This is a genomic window from Streptomyces sp. NPDC030838 (assembly GCF_055572035.1).
The window spans coordinates 1-15,952 of record NZ_JBVIED010000007.1; the positions used below are offsets into that span (position 1 = coordinate 1).

Genomic DNA, 15,952 nt, shown 5'->3' on the forward strand with positions numbered 1-15,952 from the left:
TGTATGCGGGCGCGGCGGCGCTCGCCGCGGTGGCGACCGGGTCCGCCGCCGCCGAGCTGCCGTACATCCCTCTACCCCCCCCCCCCCCCCCCCTCCCCCCCCTCTCCCCCTCCCCCCCCCCCCCCCCCCCCCCCCCCCCCCCCCCCCCGCGTCCCGCGTCAGAGGTTGGTCATGTCGACCGGGATACGGGCCTCGCAGCCGTCCCGCAGGATGGTGGCCTCGATCAGGCCGTAGGGGCGGTCGGCGGCGAAGTACACCTCGTTGTCGTTCTTCAGCCCGAACGGCTCGAGGTCCACCAGGAAGTGGTGCTTGTTCGGAAGGGAGAAGCGGACCTCGTCGATCTCGCTTCGGTTGTTGATGATGCGCGCGCCCATCTGGTAGAGCGTCTGCTGCAGCGACAGGGAGTAGGTCTCGGCAAAGGCCTGGAGCATGTGCTTCTTCACCTGCTCGTAGGACTTCTCCCAGTTCGGCATCTTCTGCTCGTCGTCGGTCCAGTTGAACCGCCAGCGGCCGGAGACCTGGGTGGCCAGGATGCGGTCGTACGCCTCCTGGAGGGTCGTGTACTTGTCCTTGACGTAGCCCCAGAACTCGGAGTTCGTCGAGTTCATCACGATCAGGTCCTTCAGACCGGAGACGACCTCCCACTTCTCACCGTCGAAGGTGATCTGGGTCAGCCGGGTCTCCTGGCCCTTGCGGACGAAGGAGTGCTTGACCTCGTCGGCGCCGATGAACTTGCTGTTGGCGTCGGAGGTCTCGATCCGCTCCCAGGCGTACTCCTCGATGCGGATCCGGGCCTGGTGGATCGGCTCCTGCGAGGTGACGAAGTGGCGGGCGAGGTGGATGCCGAACTGCTCGGCGGACTCGATGCCGTACTCCTTGGCGAACGCGTACACCGTGTTCTTGGTGGTGTCCGTGGGGAGCACGTTGGCGTTCGAGCCGGAGTAGTGGACGTCGTCCATGTCGCCGCTCAGCGCCACGGAGACGTTCAGGTCCTTGATGTGGTGGGTCGCGCCGTCCCGCGTGATCTTTACGACTCGGTTCTCGGCCTTGCCGTACTGGTTCTGTCCCAGGATCGTGGGCATGTGTCTGCTAGCTCCCTCGGTAAACGGAGTAGCCGAACGGGTTGAGCAGCAGCGGTACGTGGTAGTGCTCGCCCGGTACGACGGCGAAGGTGATCGCCACCTCGGGGAAGAACACTGCGGCACCGCTGTCCCGATTCGCGGGGGCGTCCTGCTGCGCATCGGCTTGCTTCTTCTCGAAATACGGCTCCACGGCGAAGTCGAGCCGTACGTGGGTCGTCCCCTCCGGCAGGTCCGGAAGGTCCTTGCACCGGCCGTCGGCGTCGGTCGCGGAGCCGCCGAGCGCCTGCCAGTCCGCGTCGCGCCCGCTGCGGGCGGAGAGGTGGACGGCGACGCCCTCGGCGGGGCGGCCGACGGAGGTGTCCAGGATGTGCGTGGACACGGAGGCGGTGGTGCTGGTGCTCATGGTGTCAGGCGTCCTCTTCGACGAGTCGGGCCAGTCGGATGCGGTTGATCTTCCCCAGCTCGGTGCGGACGATCTCGCGCTCCCGCTCCGGCGTGTTGCCGATCCGCTCCTTGACCGCGTCCCGCATCTGCTCGCCGGTCCTGCCGGTGGCGCAGATCAGGAAGACATGACCGAACTTCTCCTGGTAGGCCAGGTTCAGTTCCAGCATCTCCGCCTTGAGCTCGTCGGAGGCGCCGGCCATGCCGCTCTGCTCGCGGGCGGAGGTCGGGTCGCCGGGCTTGGGGCGGCCGATCGGCGGGTGCCCGGCCATCGCCTCGTCGAGGTCCGCGGCGGTCAGCTCGGCCATGGCGGCGTCACTGGCCGTGTACAGGTCCTCGGCGGAGGCGTAGGGCCGGGCGGCGAGCAGCCGCTTGGCCCATGCCGTGGAGGCACACGCCTCATGGAGCGCGGCGAAGGCCGCGGGCTCCTCCAGAGCGTTGAACCGGGCCAGGCCCGGCGGCGTGGAAGTGGAAGTCACGGGAGCCTCCGTGGCCGTTTCGGCCTTCGTGCTGTTCGTGCTGAACGGGCTGCGGATAGCTAACGCCCTCTGAAACAGCACGTCAACACTTTGTTGAAAATTCGGCGTAACAAAGCGGACGGCCGGCGGTACGCCGGGGACACACCGCGGGTGCGCGAAACGCCGCCGCCCCGACCGGGACGACGGCGCTCGACATCACCGCTCGCTCGCGTCGGGCCCTAGGCCTCCTTCTCGCGGTTGAGGTAGTTGTAGACGGTGAAGCGGCTGACGCCGAGCGCGCCCGCCACGGTCTCCACGCCGTGCCGGACGGCGAACGCGCCGCGCGCCTCGAGGGTCCGTACGATCTCCTGCTTGGCCTTGCGGTCCAGGTCGGCGAGCGGCTTGCCCCGCTTGCGCTCCATGGCGGCCAGGATGTGATCGAGGGAGTCGGCCAGCTGCGGCAGCCGGACGGCAACCACGTCCGCGCCCTCCCACGAGAGCACGACATCGTCGGGGCCGGCCTCGTCGGGCGGCAGCATCTCGCCGCCCATGGCGTCGACCAGGGGCTTCACGGCCGTGATGAAGGGCTCGTCGCCGGACCCGGTCACCGCTCGTCCTCCCCGACCACGTTGACCTGGAGCGAGACCCGGGTGGCACCGGCCTCCAGGGCCTTGCGCAGCAGGGCGTCCACGGCGGTCAGCACCCGGTCGGCGCCGCCCTCCGCGGTGTTGCCGAAGGGGCCGACGTCCACCTCGTCCAGCCCGGCGGCCTCGATGACCTCACGCGCCACCAGCGCGTGCGCGGGCGCCTCGTCGAGATCGAAGGGCTCGGTTGTGAATTCCACTCGCAGTCGCACGGCCTCAACCTAACGCGCGCCACGCACGTTCGTGCAGCCCTTCGGGCACCCTGACCCTCGGACCGGCACGGGACCGGGGCCCGGCCCCTCCGGCTCGACACCAGACCGGGACCCGGCCCGACCCCTCCGGCTCGGCGCCGGACCGGCGCCCGGTCGGCTTGCTGTCGAATCCGCGCCCGCCCCCGGTGATACCGGACCGGTGCCCCAGCGGCGTCGGTAACGGATCGGGCCCCGCCCCGCTCACCACCGCATCCAGGCATGGCCCCACTTGCCGCCCGCCACCGGGTCGGTGCCCCACGTCGGCTCGCCGCCGGACCCGTGCCGGCCCCCGCTCACCACCAGATCAGGAACCCGCGCCCTCCGGCTGAGCAGGGGGATCGGCGTCCCGGCCGTCCCAGCCACACCCGCCAGGTCCCCGTCGCGCACCAAATCCGGGCCCGACCCGCCCCTGGCACCGGCTCGGTGCCCCGCACCGACTCGCCGCCCGACCCGTGCCCGCCCCCGCCCCCGCCCCCGCCCCCGGCCCCGCCCGCCACCAGATCAGAAGCCCTCGCCCTCCGACTGGCCAGGGAATCGGCGTCCCGGCCGTCCCAGCCACACCCGCCAGGCCCCCGTCGCGCACCGAATCCGGAACCCACCCGCCCCTGGCACCGGGCCGGTGCCCCACACCGGCTCGCCGCCGGAGCCAGGCCCCGCCCCGCTCACCACCGATCGGTGCGCAGCGCCCGGCTCGGGACCGGATCCGGCTCTCCCCCCGACCGCCCCCGGATTCGGGGCGACGGACCCGCCGGCTCCCCCCGTAGAGCAGATGACACACGCCTACCGGGAGGGGAACCACGACGTGGCAGGGCACAGAGTCAGGGCGGCGAGAGGTACGGCGGCCGCGGTGGTGGCGATGGCGGCGTTGACCGCCTCGCAGGCGCCGGGGACGGTTGCGGCGCGGGCGGCCGAGCCGGTGCGGCAGGGGGCGGCCGACGGGCACGGACCGAGCGTGTCCGGCGACACGCCGTACCGCACCGAGTTGCCGCCGCTGCGGGTCCCGGAGCGGCCGGAGCACCACGTGGCTGCGGCGCCCGCGCTCGCGGCGACCGTGTTCGCGGCCTATCGCCGGGCCGAAACCGAGCTGCGCCGCACCGACCCCGGGTGCGGGCTGCGGTGGCAGCTGCTCGCCGCGATCGGGCAGGTGGAGTCGGGGCAGGCCCGTGGCGGCCGGGTCGACGCGGACGGCACCACCCGGGCGCCGATCCTCGGCCCGCGCCTGGACGGCCACGGCTTCGCGCTGATCCGGGACACCGACGGCGGCGCACTCGACGGCGACACCGCGTACGACCGCGCGGTCGGCCCGATGCAGTTCATCCCGTCCACCTGGGCGCGATGGGGCGCGGACGGCAACGACGACGGCCGCGCCGACCCGCACAACATCCACGACGCCGCGCTCGCCGCCGGACGCTATCTGTGCGCGGGCGGCCGGGACCTGTCCCGGCCCGGCGACCGCGACCGCGCGATCCTCGGCTACAACCACTCTCGCGCCTATCTGCGGACCGTCCTGGCCTGGTACGCGTACTTCCTGGAAGGCCACCGGGTCGTACCCGACGCCGGGCCGGACGGCTCCGCGCAGACGGAGCGGAAGCCGAAGCCGGAGCCGGAGTCGAAGGCCGACCCGGAGCCGACGCCGTCCCGGCCCCACCCCGACCCCGCACCCGGCCCCGCCCCGCGCGACACGGCCCCCGCCTCCCCCGCGCCGTCGACCGCTCCGCCCGCCTCCCCGGCGCCCCCGCGGCCGGTCCCCGACGGCTCCCTCGAGCTCGCGCCGGAGACGCCGCCGTCGCTGGTCGGGACCGTTGCCGACTCGATAACCGCCACCCCCTCCACAACCGCGGATACTCGGCGGTAATGTCGCCCCCCGCCGGACGTCACGGGACCGGCGGGGTGAGCGCGAAGGGGCCCTCATGGCGACGATGGACAGGACCGCGGAAGCGGAGGTTCGGGCGGCCCACGACCGGTGGCAGCGCATGTGGAGTCACCGCGAGGAACTGCTGAGGGTGGCGCGCCGCCGGTCGATGAGCCAGGAGGACGCCGAGGACGCCGTGCACGAGGCGATGCTGCGCGCCGCCGAGCGCCCCGACCTCGACGACGAGCGGCTGGCCGCCTGGCTGACCACGGTGACGATGCGGCTCTGCGTCGACCGGCACCGCCAGGTCAGCCGGGAGGCCGAGGTCCATCGCAGCCCCACCCTGGTGGGTCCGGGCCCGGTGCCGGTCGAGGAGGTCGTCTGCGACCGGGCCGAGGCCAAGTGGCTCGCCGTGCGCAGCGGGGAGCTGCCCGCCCGCCAGGCGGAGGCGCTGCGGCTGAAGTCCGAGGACCTGGACGTCGGCCAGGTCGCCCACCGGATGGGCCTGAGCTACCGGACCGTGGAGTCGCTGCTGGCCCGCGCCCGGCGCACCCTGCGCAACTCGCTCGCCGGCACGCTCGGCCTGGTGCTGTTCCTGTGGGGGCGGGGCCGGCCGCGCACCGGCGGGCACGCCCCGGCCGTGGCGGTGGCCTCGACGGCGGCGACCCTCGCGGTGGCCGGGCTCGTCCTGCCGTACGACCGTGACGGCGGCGGCGAGCGCCAGGCGGTGGCGCCCCGCACCTCCGTCGCCCCGGCACCGGAGACCGGGCCGCCCGGGCAGCGTCCGTACGGGGAGGTCCGGGTGGCACAGCGCGATGACCGGGCGGCGGCCTCCCCCGCTCCGCGCGGACCCCGGCCGACGTCCGGGCAGGAAGCGCTGCCGGTCTCCGTGCCGGACCTCTCCGACCTGCCCGACCTGCCGGAGCTGACCCCCGGGCCCCCGCTGCCCTCCGCAGAGGTGCCCGGCCTCCCGGACACGTCGGTACTCCCGGACACGTCGGTGCTCCCGGACACGTCGGCCCTTCCGGACGCGTCCGTGCTCCCGGACACGTCCGTGCTCCCCGACGTCCCGCAGGCTCCCGCCCTGTCCAAGACGCCCGCCCTGCCCGAGGCAGAACCCACCCCGGCGATCGCCCTCCCGTAACAAAACCCGACGCCGCGAAAAAAATCCTCGTCCGCCGCGACGGACGCCCCGCCCCTCCCCGTAGAGCAGATGTCGAAGCTGCTCCACGGCCGGCGGAAGGGTGGACCGGATGGGTGTCGAGATCTGTGTGGAAGGGCTGACCAAGTCCTTCGGGCACCAGGTCGTCTGGCAGGACGTCTCGCTGACGCTGCCCGCCGGGGAGATCTCCGTGCTGCTCGGGCCGTCCGGCACGGGCAAATCGGTCTTCCTGAAGACGCTCGTCGGGCTGCTGAAGCCGGACCGGGGGTCCATCACGATCCAGGGCCGGGACATCACCCGGCTCCGTGAGCACGATCTGTACGAGGTGCGGAAGCTGTTCGGCGTGCTGTTCCAGGACGGCGCGCTGTTCGGGTCGATGAACCTGTACGACAACATCGCCTTCCCGCTGCGCGAGCACACCCGCAAGTCCGAGAGCGAGATCCGGCGGATCGTCCTCGAGAAGATGGACATGGTCGGGCTGATCGGCGCGGAGGACAAGCTGCCCGGCGAGATCTCCGGCGGCATGCGCAAGCGCGCCGGGCTCGCCCGGGCCCTCGTCCTCGACCCGGAGATCATCCTCTTCGACGAACCCGACTCGGGCCTCGACCCCGTCCGCGTCGCCTACCTCAACCAGCTGATCGTCGACCTCAACGCGCAGATCGACGCGACGTTCCTGATCGTCACCCACGACATCGCCTCGGCCCGCCAGGTCCCGGACAACATCGGGCTGCTGTTCCGCCGTGAACTGGTCGTGTTCGGGCCCCGGGAGAAGCTGCTGAGCAGCAACGAGCCCGTCGTACGGCAGTTCCTGAACGGCAGGATGCAGGGCCCGATCGGCATGGCCGAGGAGAAGGACGCCGCGCTGGTCGAGGCGGAGCTGGCGCAGCTGGACGACGACGGGGGCGGCCCGCCGCCGCTGACGCCGAGACTGCTGCCGGGCCGCGGCATCCCCCGGCCACCGCGCTGGGAGGCGATCGCCCGGCGTGAGGCGACGCGCCGGACCGAGGGGGCGGACGCATGAGCCTGTCGCCGACCGGGGCGCTGCGCCACTCCGGCCAGCTGTTCGCGCTGGCCCTGGACATCCTCCGGACCATGCCCAAACGGCCTTTCCAGGTACGGGAGTTCATTCAGCAGGCGTGGTTCGTCGCCAGTGTGACCATCGTGCCGACGGCGCTCGTGTCGATCCCGTTCGGCGCGGTGATCGCGCTGCAGATCGGCAGCCTCACCCGGCAGCTGGGCGCCCAGTCGTTCGCGGGGGCCGCCTCGGTGCTCGCGGTGCTGCGGGAGGCGTCGCCGATCGTGACCGCCCTGCTCATCGCGGGCGCCGGCGGCACGGCGATCTGCGCGGACCTCGGGGCGCGGAAGATCCGCGAGGAGATCGACGCGATGCAGGTGCTCGGCATCGATCCGGTGCACCGGCTGGTCGTGCCGCGGGTGCTGGCGTCGATGCTGGTCGCGGTGCTGCTCAACGGGCTGGTGTCGGTGGTGGGCGTGGCCGGCGGCTACTTCTTCAACGTCATCCTCCAGAACGGCACACCCGGCGCCTATCTGGCCTCCTTCACCACGCTCGCCCAGCTCCCCGACCTGTGGGCGGCGGAGGTCAAGGCGCTGGTGTTCGGGGCGATCGCCGGGATCGTCGCCTCGTACAAGGGGCTGACGGCAAAGGGCGGCCCGAAGGGTGTCGGCGATGCCGTCAACCAATCTGTGGTGATCACTTTCATGCTCCTGTTCGTGACCAACTTCGTGCTGACGGCCGTGTACTTCCAGGTCGTCCCGCAGCGGGGGTGAGAACAAGATGGCTCCGTTGCGTTTTCTCGACGATCTGGGTGCCCAGCTGGTCTTCTACGGCCGTTCGCTGGCGTGGACCGGGCGCACCCTGCGCCGCTACAAGAAGGAGATCCTGCGGCTGCTCGCCGAGGTGAGCTTCGGCCGGGGCGCGCTCGCGGTGGTCGGCGGCACGGTCGGGGTGATCGCGTTCCTGTCGTTCTTCACCGGCACCGAGGTGGGACTGCAGGGCTACGCGGCCCTCAACCAGCTCGGCACCTCCAACTTCGTGGCGTTCCTGTCGGCGTACTTCAACACCCGGGAGATCGCGCCGCTGGTGGCCGGGCTCGCGCTGTCGGCGACGGTCGGCGCCGGGTTCACCGCGCAGCTCGGCGCGATGCGGATCAGCGAGGAGACGGACGCGCTGGAGGTCATGGGCGTGCCGTCGCTGCCGTTCCTGGTGACGACGAGGATGGTCGCCGGGTTCGTCGCGGTGATCCCGCTGTACGTGGTCGGGCTGCTGTCGTCGTATCTCGCCGCCCGGACCATCACGACCGGCTACCACGGGCAGTCGGCGGGCACCTACGACCACTACTTCCAGCAGTATCTGCCGCCCGTCGACGTGCTCTGGTCGTTCGGCAAGGTGATCGTCTTCGCGGTGCTGATCATCCTGGTGCACTGCTACTACGGCTACTACGCGAGCGGCGGCCCGGCGGGTGTCGGCGTCGCGGTGGGGCGGGCGGTGCGCACCTCGATCGTCGCCGTGAACGTCCTGGACTTCTTCCTCAGCCTGGCCATCTGGGGCGCCGACACGACCGTACGGATCGCGGGATGAGCGGGGTGGGAGGCATGAGACTCAAGGTGTACGGGATCGCGTTCATCGCCGTGCTGGCGCTGCTGCTGTCGCTCGCGGTGGCCGCCTACCGGCAGGCGTTCACGCCGGTCGTGCGGATCACCCTGGAGGCCGACAGCCTCGGCAACCAGCTCGATCCGCGCGCCGACGTCAAGCTGCGCGGGCTGCTGGTCGGCGAGGTGCGCGAGGTGCGGGCGGACGGCCGCAAGGCGACGCTGGACATCGCGCTGAAGCCGCAGCACGTGCCGTTCATCCCGGCCGACGTGCACGCGCGGCTGCTGCCGAAGACGCTGTTCGGGGAGAAGTACGTCGACCTGGTGGTGCCGCGGGGTTCCACCGCCCGGCCGATCCGCGCGGGCGACGTCATCACCCAGGACCGCACCCGGGTCGGCATGGAACTCCAGCAGCTGATGAACGATCTGCTGCCGCTGCTGCGGGCCGTGCGGCCGGGCGAACTCAACGCCACCCTCTCGGCGTTCGCGACCGCGCTGGAGGGGCGGGGCGACCGGATCGGCGACAACCTCGTCCGCGTCGAGGGCTATCTGCGGCGGCTGAACCCGCATCTGCCGTCGCTGAAGGAGGACATCGCGCGGTTCGCCGACGTCGCCGAGGTGTACGCGGACGCGGCGCCGGACCTGATGGCGGTGCTGCGCAACACGGTCACCACCAGCCGCACGATCGTCGAGAAGCAGGACCGGCTGGCGGCCGCCCTCACCTCGACCGCGCGGGCGGCGGGCACCGGGCGGGACTTCCTCGACGCCAACGGGGACCGGCTGATCACCCTCGGCCGGGTCTCCCGGCCCACGCTGGAGCTGTTCGCCCGCTACTCGCCGGAGTACCCGTGCCTGCTGGAGGGCCTGGTCCGGCAGAACCGCGCGGCCGAGGAGACGTTCCGGGGCGGGAAGATGCGGATCACCCTGGAGGTCGTCCAGCAGCGGCGCGCGTACGAACCCGGTGAGGAGCCCTTCTACGGCGAACGGTCCGGGCCCGACTGCCGCGGCCTGCCGCATCCGGCGGTGCCCGCCCCGCACCCTCGCCTCAACGACGGGACGAGGGCCGGGAGTTCGCATAGCGCGCCGCCCTCGGACGTGTCCGCCACCCGGTCCGAGCAGCGGGTCGTCGGCTCGCTGGTGGCGCCGGTCCTCGGCGTGCCGGCGGACGAGGTGCCGCCCGTGGCCACGCTGCTGTTCGGTCCGCTGGCCCGGGGCACGGAGGTGAGCCACGCATGAGCCGGAACACGGCGGCACCGCTGGTCAAGTTCGGCCTCTTCGCCGTGGTGACCACCCTGGCCACCGCACTGCTCGCGGCGACCATCGTCCATCTCGACCTGGGTCCCGAGCACCGCTATCGCGCGGTGTTCAGCGACGTCACCGGGCTGGAGGAGGGCGACGACATCCGGGTCGCGGGCGTGCGGGTCGGCGAGGTCGAGGACATCCGGATCAAGGACCGGACGCTGGCGGAGATCACCTTCACCGTGGACACCGAGCGGCCGCTGCTCACCAGCACGGGCGCGCAGGTCCGCTACCGGAACCTGGTCGGGCAGCGGTACGTCGCGCTGACCGAGGGCTCGGGCGACGGCACCCGGCTGCGGCCGGGCGGCACCATCCCGCTGTCCCGGACCCAGCCGGCGCTGGACCTGAACGCGCTGCTGAACGGCTTCAAGCCGCTGTTCGCCGCGCTCAGCCCGCAGGACGTCAACAAGCTCGCCACGGAGATCGTCAAGACCTTCCAGGGCGAGGGCGGCACCGTGCACAGCCTGCTCGCGCACACGGCCTCCCTCACCACCACGCTCGCCGGGCGGGACAAGCTGATCGGCTCGGTGATCGACAACCTCAACACCGTGCTGGAGACGCTCGACAAGCGGGGCGGCCGCTTCTCGAGCCTGCTGAAGGAGCTGCGGCGGCTGATCTCCGGGCTGTCCGCCGACCGCAAGCCGATCGGCGAGTCCCTGGTGGGCATCGGGGACCTCACCGAGGCCACCTCCGGGCTGCTGAAGGACGCCCGGCCGCCGCTCAAGGACGACATCGCCGAGCTGACCGAGCTCACCGGAACGCTGAACGACAACGAGGAGACCGTGGAGGGCGTGCTGAAGCGGCTGCCGGGCAAGCTGAACGAGCTGACGGGGACGGCGTCCTACGGCTCGTGGTTCAACTTCTATCTCTGCGACTTCGACGGCCGGATCGTGCTGCCGAAGACCGAGCAGGTGCTGACGCCGGAACTGCATGTGGCGCGGGCGAGGTGTGCGGGATGAGGACGACCCTGCGGCTGCCCCGCCTGAAGCCCACGACCCTGCGGCTGCCCCGCCTGAAGCCCTTCCGGGAGCGCAATCCGGTCGTCGTCGGCGCCGCCGGCCTCACCACCCTCGCGCTGCTGACGGTCGCCGCCTTCAACGCCGACAGCCTCCCGGTGATCGGCGACGGCGACACCTACAGCGCGGCCTTCGCGGAGGCGGGCGGACTCAAGGCGGGCGACGAGGTGCGCATCGCCGGAGTGAAGGTCGGCAAGGTGGAGGAGGTCGACCTGGACGGCGACCACGTCAAGGTCACCTTCAAGGTCAAGGGCGACCCCGCGTTCGGCACCGCGACCGGCGCGTCGATCCGGGTGAAGACGATCCTCGGCGCCAAGTACCTGGCCCTGCATCCCAAGGGGCCGGGGCAGCTGCCGCCCGGCAGCGAGATCCCGCTGCGGCGGACCGTCCCGGCGTACGACGTGGTGCAGGCGTTCAGCGATCTGACCACCACCACGGAGGAGGTGGACACCGAGCGGCTGGCCAAGGCGCTGGACACCATCTCCGCCACCTTCGAGGACTCCCCCGCCGAGGTGCGGGCCGCCGTCAAGGGCCTGTCGAAGATCTCCCGGACGGTGTCGAGCCGCGACGAGGAGCTGCGCGAGCTGCTCGACCACGCCAACGGGGTGACCGGTGTGCTGGCCGAGCGCAGCGAGGACTTCGGGGCGCTGGTCGAGGACGGCGGCGAGCTGTTCAAGGAGATCTCCAAGCGGCGCAAGGCGATCCACAAGCTGCTCACCACCTCGGCCGCGCTCGCCGTCCAGCTCTCCGGCCTGGTCGAGGACAACCGCAAGGAGATCGGTCCCGCCCTCAAGGGCCTGAACCGGGTGGTCGAGATGCTGGAGCGCAACCAGTCGAGCCTGGACCGCAGCGTCAAGCTGCTGGCGCCGTACGTCCGGGTCTTCACCAACACCCTCGGCAACGGCCGCTGGTTCGACAGCTACATCCAGAACCTGGTCGCCGCTCCGGTGGTGCCGCGGACGGGAGGCGACCGATGAGGAAGAAGGCCGTCGCGCTGATCGCCGCGCTGGCGGTGGTCGCCGCGCTCGCCGTCGCGCTGTGGCCGCGCCCGGAAAGGGTGCGCGTCACGGCGTACTTCCCGCGCACGGTCGGCATCTACCCCGGCTCCGACGTGCGGGTGCTGGGCGTACGGATCGGGGAGGTCGCGGAGATCGAGCCGGAGGGGCGCAGGGTGCGGGTGGTGCTGGAGTACGACGCCGGGCGCCGGGTTCCGGCGGGCGCGCAGGCGGCGATCATCAACTCCTCGGTGGTCAGCGACCGTTATGTGCAGCTGCTGCCGGTGTACCGCAAGGGCCCGGTGCTGCGGGACGGCGACGTGATCCCCGAGTCGCGCACCGCGGTGCCGGTCGAGCTGGACCGGATCTTCGACAGCCTGCACACCACCGCCGAGGCGCTGGGCCCCGACGGCGCGAACGAGGACGGCGCGCTGGCCCGGCTGCTCGGGGTGAGCGCGGACACCCTGGAGGGCCAGGGCGACGACATCCACCGGACGGTCGAGGATCTGTCGAAGGCGGTCACCACGCTCTCCGACGGCCGCGGCGACCTGTTCGGCACGGTGCGCAACCTCCAGGTGTTCACGGCGGCGCTGGCGGCCGACGACTCGAGCGTGCGGACGTTCAACAGCACCCTCGCCAAGGTCGCCGAGCAACTGGCCGGTGAGCGGAAGGACCTGGCGCTGGCGCTGAAGCATCTGGGCACGGCGCTGGGGGACGTGGCGGACTTCGTGAAGAACAACAAGAAGTCGCTGACCGCGAACGTGAAGGGGCTCAGCAAGGTGACCAAGGTGCTGGTCACCCAGCGCGCCGCCCTGGAGGAGCTGCTGGAGGTCGCCCCGACGGGTCTGTCGAACCTCCAGAACGCCTACAACCCGTCCGCCGGCACCCTCGACACCCGCAACAACCCCGACCACCCGCAGGATCCGGCCGCCCTGCTCTGCTCGATCCTGCGCACGACCGGGGAGAAGAGCGCGGACTGCGAGGGCCTGGAGCAGCTGTTCGACTCCCTGCCCGAGCTGCCCGCGGCCCCGGTCACGACCGGTTCCACCGACCGCACCCTGGGCGGAATCCTGGAGGCCGACGCATGAGCGCGGCACGTGCCCGCAGGGCGGCCGTCTGGGCGGCGGCCGGTTCGCTGCTGCTGTCCGGGTGCGAGGTGAACGGCTGGTACGACGTCCCGCTGCCCGGCGGCGCGGCCGCCGACGGGAACGCCTACCGGGTCACCGTCGAGTTCCGGGACGTCCTCGACCTGGTGCCGCAGTCCGCCGTGAAGGTGAACAACGTGACCGTGGGCGCCGTGGAGGAGGTCGAGCTGGTCGGCTGGCACGCCCGGGTACGGCTGCGCATCGACGACTCGGTGAAACTGCCCGGCAACGCGATCGCCGAGCTGCGGCAGACCAGCATGCTCGGCGAGAAGTACGTCGCCCTGTCCGCCCCCGCGGACAGCGCGCCGGCCGGCCGGCTGCGCGACGGCGACCGGATCCCGCTGGCCCGCAGCGGCCGCAACCCGGAGATCGAGGAGGTGCTGTCCGCCCTGTCCGCGCTGCTCAACGGCGGCGGGGTGGCCCAGCTCAAGACGATCACCGTGGAGCTGAACAAGGCGCTGGACGGACGGGAGAACCGGGTCAGGTCGCTGCTGAGGGAGCTGGACACCTTCCTCGGCGGCCTGGACGAGCAGCGCGCGGACATCGTGCGCGCGCTGAAGGGCATCGACCGGCTCGCCAAGCGGCTCGGCAAGGAGAAGGAGACCATCGCCCGCGCCGTCGACACCCTGCCGCCCGCGCTGAAGGTCCTGGCCGACCAGCGGAAGGACCTGACGAAGATGCTCACCGCCCTGTCCGAGCTCGGCAAGGCCGGCACCAAGGTGGTCAAGGCGTCCCACCAGGACACGGTCGCCAACCTCAAGGCGCTCCGCCCGATCCTGGCCCAGCTCAACAAGGCGGGCGACGACCTGCCCAACTCGCTGGAGCTGCTGACCACGTATCCGTTCCCGCGCAACGCCGTCGACGCGATCAAGGGCGACTACGTCAACCTGAAGATCACCGCCGACCTCGACCTGTCGAGCCTCTACGGCAACGTCACCGACGAACCGGAGAAGGGCGAGGACTCCCCCGAGGCACCGGGGCTCCCGGACACCCCGGAGCTGCCGGACCTCCCGGAGACCCCGGACCTGCCCGACGTACCGGAGGTGCCGGGCGTGCCCACACCCACGCCGCTGCCGGAGGAACCCGGAGACGACGGCGGCCCGCTCTGCCCACCCGTCTGCACCGGCAGCCCGGTCGCCTACGGGACCGAATCCCCCGTCGACTACGACCCCGCCCTCGCCGAGCTCCTGCTGAAGGGGATACTCCCGTGATCACACGCGCGGTCAAGGCCCAGTTGGTGGCGTTCGCCACCCTCACGGCGGTGGGCGTGTCGTACGTCGGCGCCGAGTACACGGGCCTGGTGGACGGAGTGCTCGACCGCGGCTACACGGTGCGGGCCGACTTCGCCGACTCCGGGGGCATCTTCACCGGCGCCGAGGTCACCTACCGCGGGGTCCCGGTGGGCCGGGTCGGCTCGCTGCGGCTGAGCGGGGACGACGGGGTGTCGGTGGCCCTGGAGATCGAGGACGGGGCGCCGCGGATCCCGGCGGACTCGGTGGCCGTCGTGGCGAACCGGTCGGCGGTGGGCGAGCAGTACGTCGACCTCCAGCCGCGCCGGGCGGGCGGGCCGTATCTGCTCGACGGCGGCACCATCCCGCGCGCCCGGACCCGGGTGCCGCTGCCCACCACCGACCTGGTGGTGAGCCTGGACCGGCTGGTGAACTCGGTCGGCAAGGAGGATCTGCGCGTCACCGTCGAGGAGCTGGGCGAGGCGTTCTCCGGCACCGGCCCGCATCTGAGCCGGCTGGTGGACTCGGGCAACGCGCTCGTCGAGTCGGCGTCCGAGGCGCTGCCGGAGACGATCGCGCTGATCGAGGACTCGCGGACGGTGCTGAAGACCCAGGCCGACCAGGGCTCGGCGATCAAGTCCTTCTCGCGTGATCTGGCCACGCTCACCGCCCAGTTGAAGGCGAGCGACGGGGATCTGCGCAAGCTGATCGGCCACGCTCCTCCGGCCGCGCAGCAGGTCGACTCGCTGCTGAGGGCGACCGGACCCCGGCTGTCGGTGCTGCTCGCGAACCTGATCAGCGGCGGCCAGGTGACCCTGGCGCGGCTGCCCGGCGTGGAGCAGGCGCTGGTCACCTTCCCGGTGGTGGTGTCCGGCAGCTACACGGTCATCCCGGGCGACGGCACCACCCACTTCGGCATGGTGGTCAACGCCGACGACCCGCCCGCGTGCACCCGCGGCTACGACACCCGGCGCCGCGACCCGGCGGACACCGGCACCCGCCCCGCGAACACCGGCGCGCACTGCGCGGAGCCGCGCGGCAGCGCCACCTCGGTGCGGGGCGCGCAGAACGCCCCCGGCGCGTCCGGGACGCCGTATGTCGCGCCGTACGACCCGCAGACCGGTCTCGTCCAGGGGCCGGACGGAAGGCCCGTCGAGATCGGCTCGGCGGGCGGCCAGCAGGCCGTGTTCGGAAAGGAGTCCTGGCAATGGCTGCTCGTCGGACCGATGGCATGAGGCGGCGCGCCGATGGCGTGCGGCGGCGCGTGCGCGCGCTGCGGCGGAGTTCGGTGGCGCTGGTGGCGGCGACGGTCCTCACGACCGTGGCGGCCGTCTGGCTGAGCACGCAGGTGTACGAGCAGCGGCGGACGGAGCAGCGGCGGCAGGACATCCTGGCCGCGGCCCGGCAGTCGGCGCTCAACTTCACCTCGCTCGACTACCGCCACTACAAGCGGGACAGCGGCACGGTGCTGCGCGGCGCGACCGGCGACTTCAAGGAGCAGTTCGCCGCGCAGACCGAGGAGCTGACCCGGCTGGTGCGGCAGAACAAGTCGGTGTCGGAGGGACAGGTCCTGGAGGCGGGCATCGTCCGCGCCGACGAGCGCTCGGCCCGGGTGCTGGTGGTCGCGGACAGCGAGGTCACCAACGTCGCCGTGCCGAAGGGCGAGGCGCGCACCTACCGGCTGCAGCTCGACCTGGTCCTGGAGAAGGGCCGCTGGCTGACGTCGGACGTGGAGTTCGTCGGATGAGCCGGCAGCACGTACCACCCG

At 72.1% G+C, this 15,952-nt stretch carries 17 protein-coding genes; 12 read left to right on the forward strand and 5 right to left on the reverse strand.

The features are described from left to right. Positions 1-158: 158 nt before the first annotated feature. From pucL to ACZ42A_RS19510, 5 genes are all read right to left on the reverse strand, one after another. On the reverse strand, positions 159-1,082 hold the full coding sequence (gene pucL / locus ACZ42A_RS19490) for a factor-independent urate hydroxylase (RefSeq protein ID WP_468528467.1): 924 nt from the start codon (positions 1,080-1,082) through the stop codon (positions 159-161). Positions 1,083-1,089: 7 nt separating this feature from the next. Next, on the reverse strand, positions 1,090-1,485 hold the full coding sequence (gene uraH / locus ACZ42A_RS19495) for a hydroxyisourate hydrolase (RefSeq protein WP_468528468.1): 396 nt from the start codon (positions 1,483-1,485) through the stop codon (positions 1,090-1,092). Positions 1,486-1,489: 4 nt separating this feature from the next. Beyond that, positions 1,490-2,002 (reverse strand): 2-oxo-4-hydroxy-4-carboxy-5-ureidoimidazoline decarboxylase, encoded by a 513-nt coding sequence (uraD, locus tag ACZ42A_RS19500; RefSeq protein ID WP_468528469.1) that lies wholly within the window; start codon positions 2,000-2,002, stop codon positions 1,490-1,492. Between the two features lie 218 nt (positions 2,003-2,220). Beyond that, a complete protein-coding gene (locus ACZ42A_RS19505) occupies positions 2,221-2,589 on the reverse strand; it encodes a helix-turn-helix domain-containing protein (RefSeq protein WP_468528470.1) in 369 nt (122 codons plus the stop codon). Next, complete coding sequence (locus tag ACZ42A_RS19510) at positions 2,586-2,837, reverse strand: thiamine-binding protein (RefSeq protein ID WP_468528471.1); 252 nt, start codon at positions 2,835-2,837, stop codon at positions 2,586-2,588. Before ACZ42A_RS19510 ends, ACZ42A_RS19505 begins: the two co-directional genes overlap by 4 nt. 841 nt (positions 2,838-3,678) lie before the next feature. Here ACZ42A_RS19510 and ACZ42A_RS19515 point away from each other — a divergent pair. The 12 genes from ACZ42A_RS19515 to ACZ42A_RS19570 all read left to right on the forward strand — a co-directional run bounded on the left by ACZ42A_RS19515 (position 3,679) and on the right by ACZ42A_RS19570 (position 15,931). Further along, a complete protein-coding gene (locus tag ACZ42A_RS19515) occupies positions 3,679-4,731 on the forward strand; it encodes a lytic transglycosylase domain-containing protein (protein ID WP_468528472.1) in 1,053 nt (350 codons plus the stop codon). A gap of 55 nt (positions 4,732-4,786) precedes the next feature. Then, entirely contained in the window at positions 4,787-5,872 is a 1,086-nt protein-coding gene (locus tag ACZ42A_RS19520) for an RNA polymerase sigma factor (protein WP_468528473.1), read from the forward strand. Between the two features lie 109 nt (positions 5,873-5,981). Beyond that, on the forward strand, positions 5,982-6,911 hold the full coding sequence (locus ACZ42A_RS19525; RefSeq protein ID WP_468528474.1) for an ABC transporter ATP-binding protein: 930 nt from the start codon (positions 5,982-5,984) through the stop codon (positions 6,909-6,911). Further along, positions 6,908-7,678 carry an MlaE family ABC transporter permease gene (locus tag ACZ42A_RS19530; protein WP_468528475.1) on the forward strand — a complete coding sequence of 257 codons (771 nt, stop codon included), beginning with the start codon at positions 6,908-6,910 and terminating at the stop codon, positions 7,676-7,678. Before ACZ42A_RS19525 ends, ACZ42A_RS19530 begins: the two co-directional genes overlap by 4 nt. A 7-nt stretch (positions 7,679-7,685) precedes the next feature. Then, positions 7,686-8,489 carry an MlaE family ABC transporter permease gene (locus ACZ42A_RS19535; protein WP_468528476.1) on the forward strand — a complete coding sequence of 268 codons (804 nt, stop codon included), beginning with the start codon at positions 7,686-7,688 and terminating at the stop codon, positions 8,487-8,489. Positions 8,490-8,503: 14 nt separating this feature from the next. Continuing rightward, the gene (locus ACZ42A_RS19540; RefSeq protein WP_468528477.1) at positions 8,504-9,736 is read left to right on the forward strand and encodes an MCE family protein; all 1,233 of its coding nucleotides are present in this window, start codon (positions 8,504-8,506) and stop codon (positions 9,734-9,736) included. Beyond that, positions 9,733-10,758: an MCE family protein gene (locus ACZ42A_RS19545; RefSeq protein ID WP_468528478.1), complete on the forward strand. Its 1,026-nt coding sequence runs from the start codon at positions 9,733-9,735 to the stop codon at positions 10,756-10,758. The genes ACZ42A_RS19540 and ACZ42A_RS19545 overlap by 4 nt, the downstream gene beginning before the upstream one ends. After that, positions 10,755-11,792 carry an MCE family protein gene (locus tag ACZ42A_RS19550; RefSeq protein WP_468528479.1) on the forward strand — a complete coding sequence of 346 codons (1,038 nt, stop codon included), beginning with the start codon at positions 10,755-10,757 and terminating at the stop codon, positions 11,790-11,792. The genes ACZ42A_RS19545 and ACZ42A_RS19550 overlap by 4 nt, the downstream gene beginning before the upstream one ends. Then, positions 11,789-12,898 (forward strand): MCE family protein, encoded by a 1,110-nt coding sequence (locus ACZ42A_RS19555; RefSeq protein WP_468528480.1) that lies wholly within the window; start codon positions 11,789-11,791, stop codon positions 12,896-12,898. Before ACZ42A_RS19550 ends, ACZ42A_RS19555 begins: the two co-directional genes overlap by 4 nt. Further along, positions 12,895-14,166, forward strand: coding sequence for an MCE family protein (locus tag ACZ42A_RS19560; RefSeq protein WP_468528481.1), 1,272 nt, complete (start codon positions 12,895-12,897; stop codon positions 14,164-14,166). Before ACZ42A_RS19555 ends, ACZ42A_RS19560 begins: the two co-directional genes overlap by 4 nt. Further along, positions 14,163-15,419 (forward strand): MCE family protein, encoded by a 1,257-nt coding sequence (locus ACZ42A_RS19565; RefSeq protein WP_468528482.1) that lies wholly within the window; start codon positions 14,163-14,165, stop codon positions 15,417-15,419. Before ACZ42A_RS19560 ends, ACZ42A_RS19565 begins: the two co-directional genes overlap by 4 nt. After that, positions 15,392-15,931: a hypothetical protein gene (locus ACZ42A_RS19570; protein WP_468528483.1), complete on the forward strand. Its 540-nt coding sequence runs from the start codon at positions 15,392-15,394 to the stop codon at positions 15,929-15,931. Before ACZ42A_RS19565 ends, ACZ42A_RS19570 begins: the two co-directional genes overlap by 28 nt. The last annotated feature ends 21 nt before the right edge of the window (positions 15,932-15,952 follow it).